The sequence below is a fragment of the Streptomyces sp. NPDC087310 genome, assembly GCF_044744405.1.
Classification (GTDB): domain Bacteria; phylum Actinomycetota; class Actinomycetes; order Streptomycetales; family Streptomycetaceae; genus Streptomyces.
Genome location: NZ_JBIUYF010000003.1, coordinates 329,796 through 345,937 on the forward strand (window position 1 = coordinate 329,796; position 16,142 = coordinate 345,937).

Sequence of the window (16,142 nt, forward strand, 5' to 3'; positions counted from 1 at the left end):
GCACCGTTCGCTCCGGAAGCGGCCGATCCGGCGCCCGTGGCTCCACTCACGCTTACTCCTCGTGCTCCCCGGCCGGAGGCTTGCTGCCCCCGGCGACCTCGGCCGTAGCGGCCTCATCGGTCCCCGGGTCATCGGTCCCGTCGACCTCTTCAGCCTCACGGCCCGCCTCGGCGTTACGCGCGATACCCACGACGGCATCACGCTTGCCCAGGTTGATCAGTTGGACGCCCATGGTGTCACGGCCCGTCTCCCTGACTTCGTTGACTCGCGTGCGAATCACACCACCGCCGAGGGTGATGGCAAGGATCTCATCAGTCTCCTCGACCACCAACGCGCCGACGAGCGACCCGCGGTCCTCCACGATCTTGGCGGCCTTGATGCCGAGGCCGCCACGGCCCTGGACGCGGTACTCGTCAACAGCGGTCCGCTTCGCGTATCCGCCGTCCGTGGCAGTGAAGACGAACGTACCGGGCCGGACGACATTCATCGAGAGGAGCTCGTCGCCCTCGCGGAAACTCATCCCCTTGACCCCGGACGTGGCACGGCCCATCGGCCGCAGCGCGTCGTCCGTCGCGGTGAACCGGATCGACTGCGCCTTCCTGCTGATGAGCAGCAGGTCGTCCTCCGCCGACACCAGCTCGGCGCCGATCAGCTCGTCGTCCGCGCCCGCGTCCGTCTCCCGGAGGTTGATCGCGATGACACCGCCCGACCGCGGAGAGTCGTAATCCTTCAGCGGGGTCTTCTTGACCAGCCCCGCCTTTGTTGCGAGAACGAGATACGGCACGGCCTCGTAGTCGCGGATCGCGAGGATCTCGGCGATCTGCTCGTCCGGCTGGAATGCCAGCAGATTGGCCACATGCTGACCCCGCGCGTCCCGGCCGACGTCGGGGAGTTCGTACGCCTTGGCCCGGTAGACCCGGCCCTTGTTCGTGAAGAACAGCAGCCAGTGGTGGGTCGTGGAGACGAAGAAGTGGTCGACGATGTCGTCTTCCTTGAGCTTCGTCCCGCGTACGCCCTTACCGCCGCGCTTCTGCGAGCGGTAGTCGTCCGTCTTCGTACGCTTCACATAGCCGCCACGCGTGATGGTGACGACGATGTCCTCCTCGGCGATCAAGTCCTCCATGGACATGTCACCGTCGAAGGGGACCAGCTTGGAACGCCGGTCGTCACCGAACTTGTCGACGATGACGGCCAGTTCCTCGCGGACGATGGCGCGCTGCTTCTCCGGCGACGCCAGGATCGCGTTGTACTCGTTGATCTTCGCCTGGAGCTCGTCGTGCTCCGCGACGATCTTCTGCCGCTCCAGGGCCGCCAGCCGGCGGAGCTGCATCTCCAGGATCGCGTTCGCCTGGATCTCGTCGATCGTGAGCAGCCCCATCAGGCCCTCACGCGCGATCTCGACCGTGTCACTGCGCCGGATCAGCGCGATGACCTCGTCGATCGCGTCGAGCGCCTTGAGCAGACCGCGCAGGATGTGCGCCCGCTCCTCCGCCTTGCGCAGCCGGAACCTCGTACGCCGGACGATGACCTCGATCTGGTGCGCCACCCAGTGCCGGATGAACGCGTCGAGCGACAGCGTGCGCGGCACCCCGTCCACCAGCGCCAGCATGTTCGCGCTGAAGTTGGACTGGAGATCGGTGTGCTTGTACAGGTTGTTCAGCACGACCTTGGCGACCGCGTCCCGCTTCAGGACGACGACCAGGCGCTGCCCCGTACGGGAGGACGTCTCGTCCCGGACATCGGCGATACCGCCGATCTTCCCGTCCTTGACCAGGTCGGCGATCTTCTGAGCGAGATTGTCCGGGTTGGTCTGGTACGGCAGCTCCGTGACCACCAGGCACTGGCGGTTCTGGATCTCCTCGACCTCGACCACCGCGCGCATCGTGATCGAGCCGCGGCCCGTACGGTACGCCTCCTCGATGCCCTTACGGCCCACGACCAGGGCGCCCGACGGGAAGTCAGGGCCCTTGATCCGCTCGATCAGCGCGTCCAGCAGCTCCTCGTGCGAGGCGTCCGGGTGCTCCAGCGCCCACATCGCGCCGGCCGCGACCTCCCGCAGATTGTGCGGCGGGATGTTCGTGGCCATACCGACGGCGATACCCGCCGAACCGTTGATCAGAAGATTCGGGAACCGCGCCGGCAGCACCGTCGGCTCCTGGTTGCGGCCGTCGTAGTTGTCCGTGAAGTCGACGGTCTCCTCGTCGATGTCCCGGAGCATCTCCATCGACAGCGGCATCAGCTTGCACTCGGTGTACCGCATGGCGGCGGCCGGGTCGTTGCCCGGCGAACCGAAGTTGCCGTTGGAGTCCACCAGCGGCATCCGCATCGACCACGGCTGCGCGAGGCGGACCAGCGCGTCGTAGATCGAGGAGTCGCCGTGCGGGTGGTACGTACCCATCACGTCACCGACGACGCGGGCGCACTTGTAGAAGCCCTTCTCGGGCCGGTAACCGCCGTCGTACATCGCGTACAGCACACGCCGGTGCACGGGCTTGAGGCCGTCCCGTACGTCCGGCAGCGCGCGCGACACGATGACGGACATCGCGTAGTCGAGGTACGAGCGCTGCATCTCCGTTTCGAGCCCCACGGGCTCTACGCGCATCGCCAGTCCCTCGACCGCCTCGACCACCTCCTGGACCACAGGGGTCCCGGGGGTGCCGGGGACGCCGGAGTTCTCGGAGCCGTCGGCGTTGTCAGGTGTTGCGGGGGTGTTCTCGTCGGCCATTGCTGGTCAGTGTTCCTTTCGGCCTTGTCGAATCCGTCAGCAGTGACCGACTAGATGTCGAGGAAGCGGACGTCCTTGGCATTGCGCTGGATGAAGGACCGCCGTGCCTCGACGTCCTCGCCCATCAGCACCGAGAACAGATCGTCGGCCTGGGCCGCGTCGTCCAGCGTGACCTGGCCGAGCACCCGGTGGTCGACGTCCATCGTGGTGATCCGCAGCTCCTCGGCGTTCATCTCGCCCAGACCCTTGAAGCGCTGGATCGAGTCCTCCTTGATCCGCTTCCCGTTCTGCTTGCCCAGCTCGACCAGCGCGTCGCGCTCCCGGTCGGAGTAGGCGTACTCGAAGTCGTCCCGGCCCCACTTGATCTTGTAGAGCGGCGGGCGGGAGAGGTAGACGTGCCCGGCCTCGACCAGGGGACGCATGAAACGGAACAGGAACGTCAGCAGCAGCGTGTTGATGTGCTGGCCGTCGACGTCGGCGTCCGCCATAAGAATGATCTTGTGATAGCGGAGCTTCTCGATGTCGAAGTCCTCGTGCACCCCCGTGCCGAACGCCGAGATCAGCGCCTGCACCTCGGTGTTCTGGAGGATCTTGTCGATCCGCGCCTTCTCGACGTTCAGGATCTTGCCGCGGATCGGCAGGATCGCCTGGTACATCGGGTTACGGCCCGACTTCGCCGAACCACCGGCGGAGTCACCCTCGACGATGAAGATCTCGCACTTCGACGGGTCGTTCGACTGGCAGTCGCTCAGCTTGCCCGGCAGGGACGCGCTCTCCAGCAGCCCCTTGCGACGGGTCAGATCCCGCGCCTTACGGGCCGCGACCCGGGCCGTGGCGGCCTGGATCGACTTGCGGATGATGTCCGCGGCCTCGTTCGGATTACGGTCGAACCAGTCCGTCAGGTGCTCGTGCACGATCTTCTGGACGAAGGTCTTCGCCTCCGTGTTGCCCAGCTTCGTCTTCGTCTGCCCCTCGAACTGCGGCTCACCCAGCTTCACCGAGATGATCGCCGTCAGACCCTCGCGGATGTCCTCGCCCGCGAGGTTGTCGTCCTTCTCCCGCAGGAACTTCTTCTCGCGCGCGTAGCGGTTGACCAGACCGGTCATCGCCGCGCGGAAGCCCTCCTCGTGCGTACCGCCCTCATGCGTGTGGATCGTGTTCGCGAAGGAGTACACACCCTCGCTGTACTGCGCGTTCCACTGCATCGCGATCTCGACCGAGAGCAGCCGCTCCTTGTCCTCGGCCTCGATGTCGATGACCGTCGGGTGGATCAGCTCGCCCTTGCGCGAGTTGAGGTACTTCACGAAGTCGACGATGCCGCCCTCGTAGAAGTACGTCACCGTACGCGCCGGCGGCTCCTCGTCCTTGTTCTCCACCGCGTCCGTACCCGCGACGTCCGCGCCCACGACGGCCTTCGCCGACTCGCGCTCGTCCGTCAGGGTCAGGGTCAGGCCCTTGTTGAGGAAGGCCATCTCCTGGAAGCGCCGCGACAGCGTCTCGAAGGAGTAGTCCGTCGTCTCGAAGACGTCCGGGTCGGCCCAGAACGTCACCGACGTACCGGTCTCGGACGTCTCCTCGTTACGGGCCAGGGGCGCCGTCGGCACACCGAGCTTGTAATCCTGCGTCCAGCGGTGACCGTCCGTCCTGACCTCGACCGCGACCTTCGTCGACAGCGCGTTGACGACGGAGACACCCACGCCGTGCAGACCGCCGGAGACGGCGTAACCGCCACCGCCGAACTTGCCGCCCGCGTGCAGCACCGTCATCACGACCTCGACGGCCGGCTTGTTCTCGGACGGAACGATGCCCACCGGGATCCCGCGGCCGTTGTCGATCACCCGGACCCCGCCGTCGGCGAGGATCGTGACGTCGATCGTGTCCGCGTGACCGGCCATCGCCTCGTCGACGGCGTTGTCGACGACTTCCTGCACGAGGTGGTGGAGCCCGCGCTCACCGGTGGAGCCGATGTACATGCCGGGCCGCTTGCGGACCGCGTCCAGGCCCTCGAGGACGGTGATGGCACTGGCGTCGTACGCGGCGGTTACCTCGCCGTGCTCGCCAGTGGCGACGGACGGGGTCTTCTCATTGGGGTTGCCGGAATCGGCCACGAAGCGCCCTTTCTGGCACAGCACAGGCCGTCCTCCGAGCAAGCGGGAGCGGCTGCGTCGTTCGGCTTGTGTCAGCATCTGTTGACAGTCCCCCGCAAGCAGCGCGGGATTTTCCATCAGTCTACCGGTAGCGCCGACCCGAATGGGGGTTTGCCGGTACCTGAGTCCGCATGTGCCGCCCTGGATGAGCAGCCTCCGACTCCCCATATTCAGGAAGGGGCTCCAAGAGGCTCACACCGGCATTGAGCGCTTCGGCCTGTCAACCTCCCGCTACGGTGAGGGACACCTCAATCTCCCCAGACGCTTCCCCAGGTCACAGCGCTATCGGGACGGTACGGAACGGGACGAGCCGTCCCCCGTAAGAAGGACGGCTCGTGAGAAGGAACGGTGCCGCGTACGGGCACCGGGAATGTACGGCGACGGAGGCGCGGGGACGTACGAGGCGCGGGACACGGGCGGGAAAGGGGACGGGGACTGGAGGGGACGGAGGACTGGAGGGCGACGGGCTCGGCCCTCCTGGTCGTCTCGACCCTCGGCCCTCGGCCCTCCCGCCCTTCTCAGCCGTACGTGTCGCCGGGCCCCGTGCTCCCCGGCGCCCGGAGACGGCCGTACCGCTGCGGCGGGCCCCCCGGCCCCAGCACCTTGATCATCCGCACCGTGCCGTGCCCCAGGTCCTCGTTCAGCCGGGCCACCAGGCGCGGCGCCAGCAGCCGGAGCTGCGTCGCCCACACCGTCGAATCGCACTGCACGGTCAGCACCCGCGCGTCCTCGGCGTCGTCGTAACGCTGCGGCACACAGTGCTTCGCCAGGTCCTCCCCGACGATCTGCGGCCAGCGGCCCATCACCCCGCCCACGGCGGCCGGGGTCTCCCAGCCCCGCTCCATGATCAGCCGGTTGATCGCGGCGCCCAGCGGCAGCGGATCACGCCCGTCGGCCCGCGCGCCGGACCGCAGCCCGCCGCCCCGCCTCGCCTGCTTCTTCTGCTGTACGGCATTGCCCCGGGCACGGGCCTGCTCCTTCGCCGCACGCAGCGCGACCCGGGCCAGATCCACCCCGGACGGCTCGGGCACCAACGACGAAGCCGCCGCCGAAGCCGCCGCCGACCCGGACGACGACGCCCCGGTCCCGGCGGACACCTCGGGCAACTGCCCCGGTGTCCCCGGGAACCCCGGCGTTCCTGACGGACTCATACGCGCTCCACCGCACCCTCGGCCACCACGAACCGCGCCCCGGCCAGCACACCCGGCACATCGTCGTCCACCGCCGCCGTCACCAGCACCTGCTCCCCCGGAGCCACCAGCTCGGCCAGCCGCTCCCGCCGCCGCGCGTCCAGCTCGGCGAACACGTCGTCCAGCACCAGCACCGGCTCATTGCCCTCGGTACGCAGCAGATCGTACGAGGCCAGCCGCAGCGCCAGCGCGTACGACCAGGACTCGCCGTGGCTCGCGTACCCCTTCGCCGGCAGCCGGCCCAGCTTCAGCACCAGATCGTCCCGGTGCGGGCCGACCAGCGTCACACCCCGCTCGATCTCCTGCTTGCGCACCTCGGCCAGCGCCGCCAGCAGATACGCGTACAGCTCGTCGCGCGAGGACCCGGCGGCCGGCTCACCCGGACCCGGGGAGCCCGCGCCCTCGTCACCGCCGGGACCACCGGCGGAGGAACGGTACTCCAGCGCCACCGGCCCGCCACCCGGCGCCAACTGCTCGTACGCCTTGTCCGTCAGCGGCTGCAACGTCGCGATCAGATCGACCCGCTGCGCCAGCAGCTCCGCCCCGGCGCGCGCGAGATGCTGGTCCCACACGTCCAGCGTGGACAGGTCCATGCCACGCCCACCGTGCCGCCGCGCCATCGCCGCCGACTTCAGCAGCGTGTTCCGCTGACGGAGCACCCGGTCGTAGTCCGACCGCACCCCCGCCATCCGCGGCGACCGCGCGGTGATCAGCTCGTCCAGGAACCGGCGGCGCTCGCCAGGATCACCCTTCACCAGCGCCAGATCCTCCGGCGCGAACAGCACCGTCCGTACGATCCCGACCACGTCACGCGGCTTGACCTGCGACGAACGGTTGATACGGGCCCGATTGGCCCGGCCGGGGTTCAGCTCCAGCTCCACGAGCTGCGAGCGCTCACCCTGGGTGACCGCCGCCCGGATCACCGCGCGCTCGGCGCCCATCCGGACCAGCGGCGCGTCCGACGAGACCCGGTGGCTGCCGAGCGTCGCCAGATAACCGACCGCCTCGACCAGATTCGTCTTGCCCTGCCCGTTCGCCCCCACGAACGCGGTGACGCCCGGGTCGAGGGGCACCTCCACCCGGGCGTACGACCGGAAGTCGGCCAGCGACAGATGCGTCACATGCATGGCTGTGCGCGGACCTCCCCCGATGTCACTACTTGTCGTCGGCCGACTCGACGGCATGGCCGCCGAACTGGTTGCGCAGCGCCGAGACCATCTTCATCTGCGGCGAGTCCTCCTGGCGCGAGGCGAACCGCGCGAAGAGCGACGCGGTGATCGCGGGCAGCGGCACCGCGTGGTTGATGGCCGCCTCGACCGTCCACCGGCCCTCGCCCGAGTCCTCCGCGTACCCCCGGAGCTGCTCCAGGTGCTCGTCCTCGTCCAGCGCGTTGACCGCCAGGTCCAGCAGCCAGGAACGGATGACCGTCCCCTCCTGCCAGGAGCGGAAGACCTCACGGACGTCGGTGACCGAGTCGACCTTCTCCAGCAGCTCCCAGCCCTCGGCGTACGCCTGCATCATGGCGTACTCGATGCCGTTGTGAACCATCTTGGCGAAGTGGCCCGCGCCGACCTTGCCGGCGTGCACGGAGCCGAAGTTCCCCTCGGGCTTGAGCGCGTCGAAGATCGGCTCCACCTTCGCCACATGCTCCGGGTCACCGCCGTACATCAGCGCATAGCCGTTGTCGAGGCCCCAGACGCCGCCGGAGACACCGCAGTCGAGGAAGCCGATGCCCTTGATGCCCAGCTCGACCGCGTGCTTCTCGTCGTCGGTCCAGCGGGAGTTCCCGCCGTCGACCACGACATCGCCGGGGGACAGCAGCTCGGCCAGCTCGTCGATCGTCGCCTGGGTCGCGGCGCCCGCGGGGACCATCACCCACACGACCCGCGGACCCTTGAGCCTGCCCACCAGCTCCTTGAGGCTGTGGACGTCCGCGAGGTCCGGGTTGCGGTCGTATCCGATGACGGTGTGGCCGGCGCGGCGGATGCGCTCGCGCATGTTGCCGCCCATCTTGCCGAGACCCACAAGACCGAGCTCCATCAGGCGTTCCTTAAGCGTCGAGGCGATTCGTACCCGGGTCCGAGCCTACGCCCGGACCCGGCCACTCACCTGTGGGGTCAGCCGCTCAGGCGTACCGGCATGATCAGGTACTTGTACGCCTCGTCCGCCTCCGCGTCGACGGCCGGACGGCCGCTCAGCAGCGCCGGCTTCGTGGACGTCGTGAAGGAGAGCTGGGCCACCGGGGAGTCGATCGCGCTCAGACCGTCCAGCAGGAAGGTCGGGTTGAAGGCGATCGAGATGTCGTCGCCGTCGAGCTGCGCGTCGACACGCTCCACAGCCTGTGCGTCGTCGCTGGAACCCGCTTCGAGGATGAGAACGCCTTGCTCGAAGCTGAGCCGTACGGGGGTGTTCCGCTCCGCGACCAGGGCCACGCGCTTGACGGCCTCGACGAACGGGGCGGTCTCGATCACCGCGACCGAGTTGAACTCGGTCGGGAAGAGCGTGCGGTACTTCGGCAGATCGCCTTCAAGAAGGCGCGTCGTCGTACGCCGTCCCGCGCCCTCGAAGCCGATCAGGCCCTCGCCCGCACCGGAGCCGGAGAGCGCCAGCGTGACCGTGTCGCCGTTCGTGAGCGCCTTGGCGGTGTCCAGCAGCGTCTTGGCGGGCACCAGGGCGACCGCGGAGATGTCCGGCGCCTCGGGCTTCCACAGGAACTCACGGACCGCGAAGCGGTAGCGGTCGGTCGAGGCCAGGGTGACCGTGTCGCCCTCGATCTCGATCCGTACGCCGGTGAGCACGGGCAGCGTGTCGTCGCGGCCCGCGGCGATGGCGACCTGGGAGGCGGCGGAGGCGAAGACCTCACCGGGAACGGTGCCGGTGGCCGTCGGCATCTGCGGCAGCGCCGGGTACTCCTCCACAGGGAGTGTGTGGAGCGTGAACCGCGAGGAGCCGCAGACCACGGTCGCCCGTACACCGTCTGTGGAGATCTCCACCGGACGGTTGGGGAGGGCACGGCAGATGTCGGCGAGCAGCCGGCCGGAGACGAGGACGGTGCCGTCCTCCTCCACCTCCGCGTCCACCGAGACCCGCGCCGAGACCTCGTAGTCGAAGCTGGAGAAGCTGAGGGCGCCGTCCTCCGCCTTCAGCAGAAGGCCCGCGAGCACCGGTGCCGGCGGACGGGCCGGAAGGCTACGGGCCACCCAGGCCACCGCCTCCGCGAGTACATCGCGCTCCACCCGGATCTTCACCGGAACCGCCTCCTGCTGTTGCTCGCTCGCCCTGCTGGCCTTCGTCGTCGGCTGTGATGCCGGGGACCAGTCTGACCTACGGCACCGACACTCGGTGCTGTCGCGGGTCAAGTCGAGGCGAGACGTTCCGGATGGTCGGCCGCGAAGTTGTGCACAGGCCCTGCTTCGAAGCGGACTCCTGGCTAACTCTCAGGGGTAGTAGTAGTAGGCCCTGTGGAAACCGTGGATAACGCCGTATGCGCAGGTCAAGCCCGTTTTTTTATCCACCGCGCTTGTGGGTGGAGCCGTGGAGAACTCGGCTCTTCTGTGGACGGACGAAAGTTCTGCACACCCCATGCACAGGACACCGTGACTTCTCCCCAGCCGCGTCCCCAGTTTTACCCATGTTCCCCACAGCCCAACCGACCTCCTTGGTGTGACGCCTTTCACTCGACTCAGCGACCCCGGGGGTTTCGTTGCCGAACAGTGGACAGGGCTGTGGAGAAGCTGTGGGCGACGGACGGTTGCCTGTGGGCCGCCGGTGGACAAGATCCCGGACGCCCTGTGGACGAAAATTCCGTCCACAGCCTGTGGAGCGGCGTCAACCACAAATCCACACCCCCCTGACCTGGAGCGATGTCCGGTCGGCGGCCTCCCCTGTGGACACGATCGGGACAACTCCTGGGTCCCCAGGCTGTGGACGGAAGATTCTGCCCGAATCTGTGGAGAAGGTCTCCGCACCGCCGCGTATTCGAACAGCGAGCCCGTCCGGCGACACGCCGGAGGAGGCGCCGCGAGCCCTCCGGGACGGCGAAAAGGGCGCCCGGGACCGTGTCGGGCAGGGTCCAGGACGCCCTCATGAGCGCTGTCAGGCCGTTCTCCCGGACCGTCCCGCGCCGGGTGGGGCGGTCTCAGCCGTTCTTGATGCGGTTGGTGAGTTCGGTCACCTGGTTGTAGATGGAGCGGCGCTCGGCCATCAGCGCGCGGATCTTCCGGTCCGCGTGCATCACCGTCGTGTGGTCGCGCCCGCCGAACTGGGCGCCGATCTTCGGCAGCGAGAGATCGGTCAGCTCACGGCAGAGGTACATCGCGATCTGCCGCGCCGTCACGAGCACCCGGCTCCGCGAGGAGCCGCAGAGGTCGTCCACCGACAGCCCGAAGTAGTCGGCGGTCGCCGCCATGATGTTGGTCGCGGTGATCTCCGGGGCCGCGTCCTCACTGCCGGGGATGAGGTCCTTCAGCACGATCTCGGTGAGCCCGAGGTCCACCGGCTGCCGGTTGAGCGAGGCGAACGCGGTGACCCGGATCAGGGCGCCCTCCAGCTCGCGGATGTTGCGCGAGATCCGCGAGGCGATGAACTCCAGCACCTCGGGCGGCGCGTTGAGCTGCTCCTGGACCGCCTTCTTACGGAGGATCGCGATACGGGTCTCCAGCTCCGGCGGCTGGACGTCCGTGGTCAGTCCCCACTCGAAGCGGTTGCGCAGCCGGTCCTCCAGCGTGATCAGTTGCTTGGGCGGCCGGTCCGAGGAGAGCACGATCTGCTTGTTGGCGTTGTGGAGCGTGTTGAACGTGTGGAAGAACTCCTCCTGCGTCGACTCCTTGGACGCCAGGAACTGGATGTCGTCGACCAGGAGGATGTCGACATCGCGGTAGCGCTTGCGGAAGGTGTCGCCCTTACCGTCCCTGATCGAGTTGATGAACTCGTTCGTGAACTCCTCGGAGCTGACGTACCGCACCCGCGTACCGGGGTAGAGGCTGCGCGCGTAGTGCCCGATGGCGTGGAGCAGGTGCGTCTTGCCGAGCCCGGACTCGCCGTAGATGAAGAGCGGGTTGTACGCCTTGGCCGGCGCCTCGGCGACGGCGACCGCCGCCGCGTGCGCGAAGCGGTTGGACGCGCCGATGACGAAGGTGTCGAAGAGGTACTTGGGGTTGAGCCGGGCCTGCGGCTCGCCGGGGCCCGGCGCCGGGGCGGGCTGGGCGCCCAGCGGTCCCGGCGCCCCGGCGCGCGCCCGGCCCACGCTCTGCCCGCCGCCGTGCCGCGGCGCGGGCGGCTCCTGGAGGTCGTGACGGTCGTGGCGGGAGCGGTGGTCGTGCTGATCGTGCTGGTCGGTGGCGCGCTCGTACGGGGACCGGTCCTGGCCCTGCGGCTGCCGGTAGTCGTGCTGCTGCGGCCGGGCGGTGGCGTACGGGTCGCGGTCCTGGTACCCGCCGAGGCGGGGCTGCCAGGACAGGTCCTCCTGGGAATGCGGCCAGGCCCCGGGGGCGGGGCGCTGCTGCTGGTAGTCCGGGTAGGCGGGGCGTACGGACGGCATGCCGTCGTCGGAAGGGCGGTGCCCGTAGCCGTCGTACGCGTCGTCCTGCCGCGGTTCGTCGTGGAGCGGGCCGCCCTGGTAGCGGTGCTGCTGGGGTACGGGCGGGGCCGGCGGGGTGGGCTCGCCCGCCGAGTCGTCGACGGTGATCGCGATCCGGATGGGCCGGCCGCACTCGTGGCTCAGGGTCTCGCTGATGAGAGGGGCGAGGCGCCCCTCCAGGACGCGCTTGCCCCATTCATTGGGGACGGCGAGCAGCGCGGTGTCCGCGACCAGGGCCAGGGGCTGGCACCGTTCGATCCACTGTTTGTCCTTGGGCTCTACGCCCTGCTGGCCCTCCCTGAGGAGCTGCTCCAGCACTCGTGGCCACACTGCGGCAAGATCGGCAGGTACATCAGCCACAAGGCACGCTCTCTCGCTGGTCCCACGAATGTGTGCTTCTCGGGACGGGGTGGGAAGGCCGGCGGGGAAAGCCGGGGTGAAGACCGACCGGCGCATAGGGAGCGGTCTCCGCCAAGGTAGTCAGGCCGACCCGCGCGGTTCAAGTTGTTGTCCACAGCCTGTGCACAATGGAGTCCGGCACCGAGCTGGTTTGACCGGATGGCGTAGCCGCGCGTACCGTGACCAGGTCGAGTTGTCGATGGCTGCTGCCGCCTGCCTCCGATGGGCAAAGATCACGATCTGTGGTTGTGAAGCGGTGCACTCGGGCGTGAACGCGAGCTTCTCAGCCTCTCGTGGGCGCACGGTGACAGCCAGGCGATGTCCCGCCATCCACACATCATTTTCTGGAGCCCCCGAGTGAGCAAGCGCACCTTCCAGCCGAACAACCGCCGTCGCGCCAAGACCCACGGGTTCCGGCTGCGGATGCGTACCCGTGCCGGCCGCGCGATTCTCGCGACTCGCCGCAGCAAGGGTCGCGCCCGTCTGTCCGCCTGATCGCCTGCTGACAAACAGGTCATGACGTGCTGCCTACCGAGAATCGGCTGAGGCGGCGCGAGGACTTCGCGACCGCGGTACGGCGAGGACGCCGGGCTGGACGCCCGCTTCTCGTCGTCCATCTGAACAGCGGTTCAACGGACCCGCACGCGCCTGGGGAGAGCGCTTCCCCGGTGCGTGCGGGTTTCGTCGTAAGCAAAGCGGTGGGCGGAGCGGTCGTACGGAACCGCGTGAAGCGGCGCCTGCGCCATCTCATACGCGACCGCCTGTCCACGCTGCCCCCCGGTAGCCTGGTGGTCGTACGGGCGCTGCCCGGATCAGGCGACGCCGATCATGCACTGCTGGCCCGAGACCTGGACGCCGCTCTCCGGCGGCTGCTGGGAGGGGGCGCGCGATGAAGTACCCGCTGCTGGCTCTGATCAAGCTGTACCAGTGGACGATCAGCCCGCTCCTCGGGCCTGTCTGCCGGTACTACCCGTCGTGTTCGCACTACGGATATACGGCCATCGACCGCCATGGCGCGGTGAAGGGCACGGCGCTGACCGCCTGGCGCATTCTGCGGTGCAATCCGTGGTCGCCGGGCGGTGTGGACCATGTCCCGCCGCGTAAACGGCCGCGATGGCATGAACTGCTGCGCAACGCGTGGCGCGGCGGTAAGGGCGGGCGGCCCGCTGCTGGCGTGCCTTCCGGGGGATCGGCCCCCGACACCCCCAGCCCGGCCGCAGAGACCTCGCCCAAAGCTCAAGGAGCCTGATTAGTGGACACGATTGCCAGTCTGTTCAGTTTTATCACCACACCAGTTTCCTGGGTCATCGTCCAGTTCCACTCGCTGTACGGGATGATTTTCGGCCCCGACACGGGCTGGGCCTGGGGACTGTCCATCGTGTCCCTGGTGGTGTTGATCCGTATCTGCCTGATCCCGCTCTTCGTGAAGCAGATCAAGTCGACGCGGAACATGCAGGTGCTCCAGCCGAAGATGAAGGCGATCCAGGAGCGCTACAAGAACGACAAACAGCGTCAGTCCGAAGAGATGATGAAGCTGTACAAGGAGACGGGTACGAACCCGCTCTCCTCGTGTCTGCCCATCCTGGCGCAGTCCCCGTTCTTCTTCGCGCTGTACCACGTGCTCTCCAGCATCGCGAGCGGCAAGACCATCGGCGTGATCAACCAGGAGCTGCTGGACAGCGCCCGGCAGGCGCACATCTTCGGTGCTCCGCTGGCCGCCAAGTTCCTGGACAGCAGCGAGAAGGTCGCGTCGTTGAACGCGTCGCTGACGGATGTACGGATCGTCACCGCCATCATGATCATCCTGATGTCGGCGTCGCAGTTCTACACGCAGCGCCAGCTCATGACGAAGAACGTCGACCTGACGGTCAAGACGCCGTACATGCAGCAGCAGAAGATGCTCATGTACATCTTCCCCCTGATCTTCGCGGTCACCGGCGTGAACTTCCCCGTCGGTGTGCTCGTCTACTGGCTGACCACCAACGTGTGGACCATGGGCCAGCAGATGTACGTGATCAACCAGAACCCCACCCCGGGCAGCAAGGCGCAGGACCAGTACCTGCAGCGTCTGCTGAAGAGCATCACCGCGCACGGTGAGGTGCGGTCCCGTCGCAAGCGTTCCGTCGTGCAGGCGATCGTGGCCAAGGGCCCGGACCGCAACGACAACGAGCGTAAGTTCGTCGTGGGCCTGGGCAAGTCGGGTCTGGCCGCGCAGCCCGACGGCACGGTCGTCAAGAGCGACACCGCCGCCGCCGAGGCCGAGGCGAGTGCCGCGGCCAGGCGCCAGCAGCCCAAGCGCCAGACCAAGGCACAGCGGCAGGCCGCCGCGGCCCAGGCCGGTACGGACAAGCCGGCGTCCGGTGACGCCGAGGCGGACGAGCCGCAGGCGAAGACCTCGTTGCAGAAGAAGGACGAGCCGCAGGACACCGCGTCCAAGCCGGCGGCCAAGCCCGCCGGCGGCGCCACACGCCAGAAGGCCAAGTCCGGACAGCGCAAGGGTCAGCAGCGGCCCAAGCATCCGACCAAGAAGTAAGAAGGAGTCCACCCGTGACGGAAGGCACCATCTCCGCCGCCCCCGAGGGGGGCGACACCCTGACCCGCCTGGAGCAGGAAGGGGAGATCGCGGCCGACTACCTTGAGGGCCTGCTCGACATCGCCGATCTCGACGGCGATATCGACATGGACGTCGAGGCAGACCGGGCCGCGGTCTCGATCATCAGCGATGCGGCCGGTGGGGATCTTCAGAAGCTGGTGGGGCGCGACGGCGAGGTCCTGGAGGCACTCCAGGAGCTGACGCGGCTCGCAGTCCACCGGGAGACCGGGGACCGCAGCCGGCTCATGCTGGACATCGCGGGCTTCCGGGCCAGGAAGCGCACCGAGCTGGCCGAGCTGGGTGCCAAGGCGGCGGACGAGGTGAAGAGCACCGGTGAGCCGGTGAAGCTGAGCCCGATGACGCCCTTCGAGCGGAAGGTCGTGCACGACGCGGTCGCCGCCGCCGGTCTGCGCAGCGAGTCCGAGGGCGAGGAGCCCGAGCGCTTCGTCGTGGTGCTCCCTGCCTGAGTGGTTCAACGTATTCGGCCCCGCCTGTCGCGCAGGCGGGGCCGATCTTTGTCAGCCTGATAGTCAGCCACCGGTGGGTGGTTCGGTATGGAAGGACGGTTCCCGTGACGGAGGCAGCAGAGCTTCCCCCCGCACCGGACGAGGCGCGCACTGTTTTCGGTGAGTTCTTTCCGGAGGCTGTCCGCTACGCGGAGCTGCTGGCGGACGCGGGCGTCAAGCGCGGTCTGATCGGCCCCCGTGAGGTACCGCGCCTGTGGGAGCGGCACATGTTGAACTGTGCGGTGCTCTCCGAGGTCGTGCCCGAGAACGTGATGGTCTGCGATGTCGGCTCGGGCGCGGGTCTCCCCGGGATTCCGCTGGCTCTGGTCCGGCCGGACCTGAAGATCACACTGCTGGAGCCGCTGCTGCGGCGGACGAACTTCCTCCAGGAAGTGGTCGAGCTGCTGGGCCTGGACCATGTGACGGTGGTACGCGGCCGGGCCGAGGAAGTCCTCGGCACGCTCCAGCCGGTCCATGTGGTGACGGCACGGGCGGTGGCGCCGCTCGACCGGCTGGCGGGCTGGGGGGTGCCGCTGCTGCGTCCCTACGGCGAGATGCTGGCGCTGAAGGGCGACACGGCCGAGGAGGAGATCAACGGGGCCCGTGCGGCGCTGAGCAAGCTCGGCGTGGTGGAGACCTCGGTGCTTCAGGTCGGGGAGGGCATCGTCGATCCGCTCGCCACGGTGGTGCGGGTGGAGGTCGGGGAGAGCCCCGGCGGTGTGAGGTTCGCGACGAAGCGGGCCAAGGCCGCGCGGGCCGGCCGTGCACGGCGCCGCCGTTGAGCCGTACAGTCCTCTGTGGCTATCAGTGATGGTCCATACAAGCTGCCATACCTATGCATTGCGGAGTGTCGTGATGGTCTAGCCCCGCAGCGCGTGCATCGTGTTTCACGTGAAACGTCGCTCACTGCTGCAGGGCATCATCACCCGAGGTCGCGCGGCCGCCACACCACGCGGCCGAAAACCCCTCGTACGGGGGACGGGGTTGTCCACAGACGCGGATTC

The 16,142-nt window shown here is 68.3% G+C and carries 13 protein-coding genes; 6 read left to right on the plus strand and 7 right to left on the minus strand.

Annotated features, from left to right (window positions below; translation table 11 throughout):
* Positions 1 to 52: 52 nt before the first annotated feature.
* The 7 genes from gyrA to dnaA all read right to left on the minus strand — a co-directional run bounded on the left by gyrA (position 53) and on the right by dnaA (position 12,000).
* Complete coding sequence (gene gyrA, locus ACIO3P_RS12035; protein ID WP_401849109.1) at positions 53 to 2,725, minus strand: DNA gyrase subunit A; 2,673 nt, start codon at positions 2,723 to 2,725, stop codon at positions 53 to 55.
* A gap of 50 nt (positions 2,726 to 2,775) precedes the next feature.
* A complete protein-coding gene (gyrB, locus tag ACIO3P_RS12040; RefSeq protein ID WP_329822802.1) occupies positions 2,776 to 4,857 on the minus strand; it encodes a DNA topoisomerase (ATP-hydrolyzing) subunit B in 2,082 nt (693 codons plus the stop codon).
* Between the two features lie 533 nt (positions 4,858 to 5,390).
* The gene (locus ACIO3P_RS12045; RefSeq protein WP_401849112.1) at positions 5,391 to 6,023 is read right to left on the minus strand and encodes a DUF721 domain-containing protein; all 633 of its coding nucleotides are present in this window, start codon (positions 6,021 to 6,023) and stop codon (positions 5,391 to 5,393) included.
* Positions 6,020 to 7,189 (minus strand): DNA replication/repair protein RecF, encoded by a 1,170-nt coding sequence (gene recF, locus ACIO3P_RS12050; RefSeq protein ID WP_329822804.1) that lies wholly within the window; start codon positions 7,187 to 7,189, stop codon positions 6,020 to 6,022. The genes ACIO3P_RS12045 and recF overlap by 4 nt, the downstream gene beginning before the upstream one ends.
* A 28-nt stretch (positions 7,190 to 7,217) precedes the next feature.
* A complete protein-coding gene (gene gnd, locus ACIO3P_RS12055; RefSeq protein WP_329822805.1) occupies positions 7,218 to 8,102 on the minus strand; it encodes a phosphogluconate dehydrogenase (NAD(+)-dependent, decarboxylating) in 885 nt (294 codons plus the stop codon).
* A gap of 77 nt (positions 8,103 to 8,179) precedes the next feature.
* Positions 8,180 to 9,310 carry a DNA polymerase III subunit beta gene (dnaN, locus tag ACIO3P_RS12060; RefSeq protein ID WP_329822806.1) on the minus strand — a complete coding sequence of 377 codons (1,131 nt, stop codon included), beginning with the start codon at positions 9,308 to 9,310 and terminating at the stop codon, positions 8,180 to 8,182.
* Positions 9,311 to 10,200: 890 nt separating this feature from the next.
* Complete coding sequence (gene dnaA, locus ACIO3P_RS12065) at positions 10,201 to 12,000, minus strand: chromosomal replication initiator protein DnaA (RefSeq protein ID WP_329822807.1); 1,800 nt, start codon at positions 11,998 to 12,000, stop codon at positions 10,201 to 10,203.
* A 396-nt stretch (positions 12,001 to 12,396) separates the two neighbouring features.
* On the opposite strand from dnaA, the gene rpmH reads away from it, so the two are divergent.
* The 6 genes from rpmH to rsmG all read left to right on the plus strand — a co-directional run bounded on the left by rpmH (position 12,397) and on the right by rsmG (position 15,920).
* On the plus strand, positions 12,397 to 12,534 hold the full coding sequence (rpmH, locus tag ACIO3P_RS12070; protein WP_003975051.1) for a 50S ribosomal protein L34: 138 nt from the start codon (positions 12,397 to 12,399) through the stop codon (positions 12,532 to 12,534).
* 26 nt (positions 12,535 to 12,560) lie between these two features.
* The gene (gene rnpA, locus ACIO3P_RS12075; protein ID WP_329822808.1) at positions 12,561 to 12,932 is read left to right on the plus strand and encodes a ribonuclease P protein component; all 372 of its coding nucleotides are present in this window, start codon (positions 12,561 to 12,563) and stop codon (positions 12,930 to 12,932) included.
* On the plus strand, positions 12,929 to 13,288 hold the full coding sequence (gene yidD / locus ACIO3P_RS12080) for a membrane protein insertion efficiency factor YidD (protein ID WP_329822809.1): 360 nt from the start codon (positions 12,929 to 12,931) through the stop codon (positions 13,286 to 13,288). Before rnpA ends, yidD begins: the two co-directional genes overlap by 4 nt.
* A gap of 3 nt (positions 13,289 to 13,291) precedes the next feature.
* Entirely contained in the window at positions 13,292 to 14,572 is a 1,281-nt protein-coding gene (yidC, locus tag ACIO3P_RS12085; RefSeq protein ID WP_329822810.1) for a membrane protein insertase YidC, read from the plus strand.
* Between the two features lie 14 nt (positions 14,573 to 14,586).
* Positions 14,587 to 15,099: a R3H domain-containing nucleic acid-binding protein gene (locus tag ACIO3P_RS12090; RefSeq protein ID WP_329822811.1), complete on the plus strand. Its 513-nt coding sequence runs from the start codon at positions 14,587 to 14,589 to the stop codon at positions 15,097 to 15,099.
* Between the two features lie 104 nt (positions 15,100 to 15,203).
* Positions 15,204 to 15,920 (plus strand): 16S rRNA (guanine(527)-N(7))-methyltransferase RsmG, encoded by a 717-nt coding sequence (gene rsmG / locus ACIO3P_RS12095; protein ID WP_329822812.1) that lies wholly within the window; start codon positions 15,204 to 15,206, stop codon positions 15,918 to 15,920.
* The last annotated feature ends 222 nt before the right edge of the window (positions 15,921 to 16,142 follow it).

What these genes read in the sequence shown, in the direction of transcription:
- recF (WP_329822804.1), bottom strand. Translation starts at nt 7,189, where the DNA reads ATGCATGTGACGCATCTGTCGCTGGCCGACTTCCGGTCGTACGCCCGG.
- gyrA (WP_401849109.1), bottom strand. Translation starts at nt 2,725, where the DNA reads ATGGCCGACGAGAACACCCCCGCAACACCTGACAACGCCGACGGCTCC.
- ACIO3P_RS12045 (WP_401849112.1), bottom strand. Translation starts at nt 6,023, where the DNA reads ATGAGTCCGTCAGGAACGCCGGGGTTCCCGGGGACACCGGGGCAGTTG.
- yidD (WP_329822809.1), top strand. Translation starts at nt 12,929, where the DNA reads ATGAAGTACCCGCTGCTGGCTCTGATCAAGCTGTACCAGTGGACGATC.
- gnd (WP_329822805.1), bottom strand. Translation starts at nt 8,102, where the DNA reads ATGGAGCTCGGTCTTGTGGGTCTCGGCAAGATGGGCGGCAACATGCGC.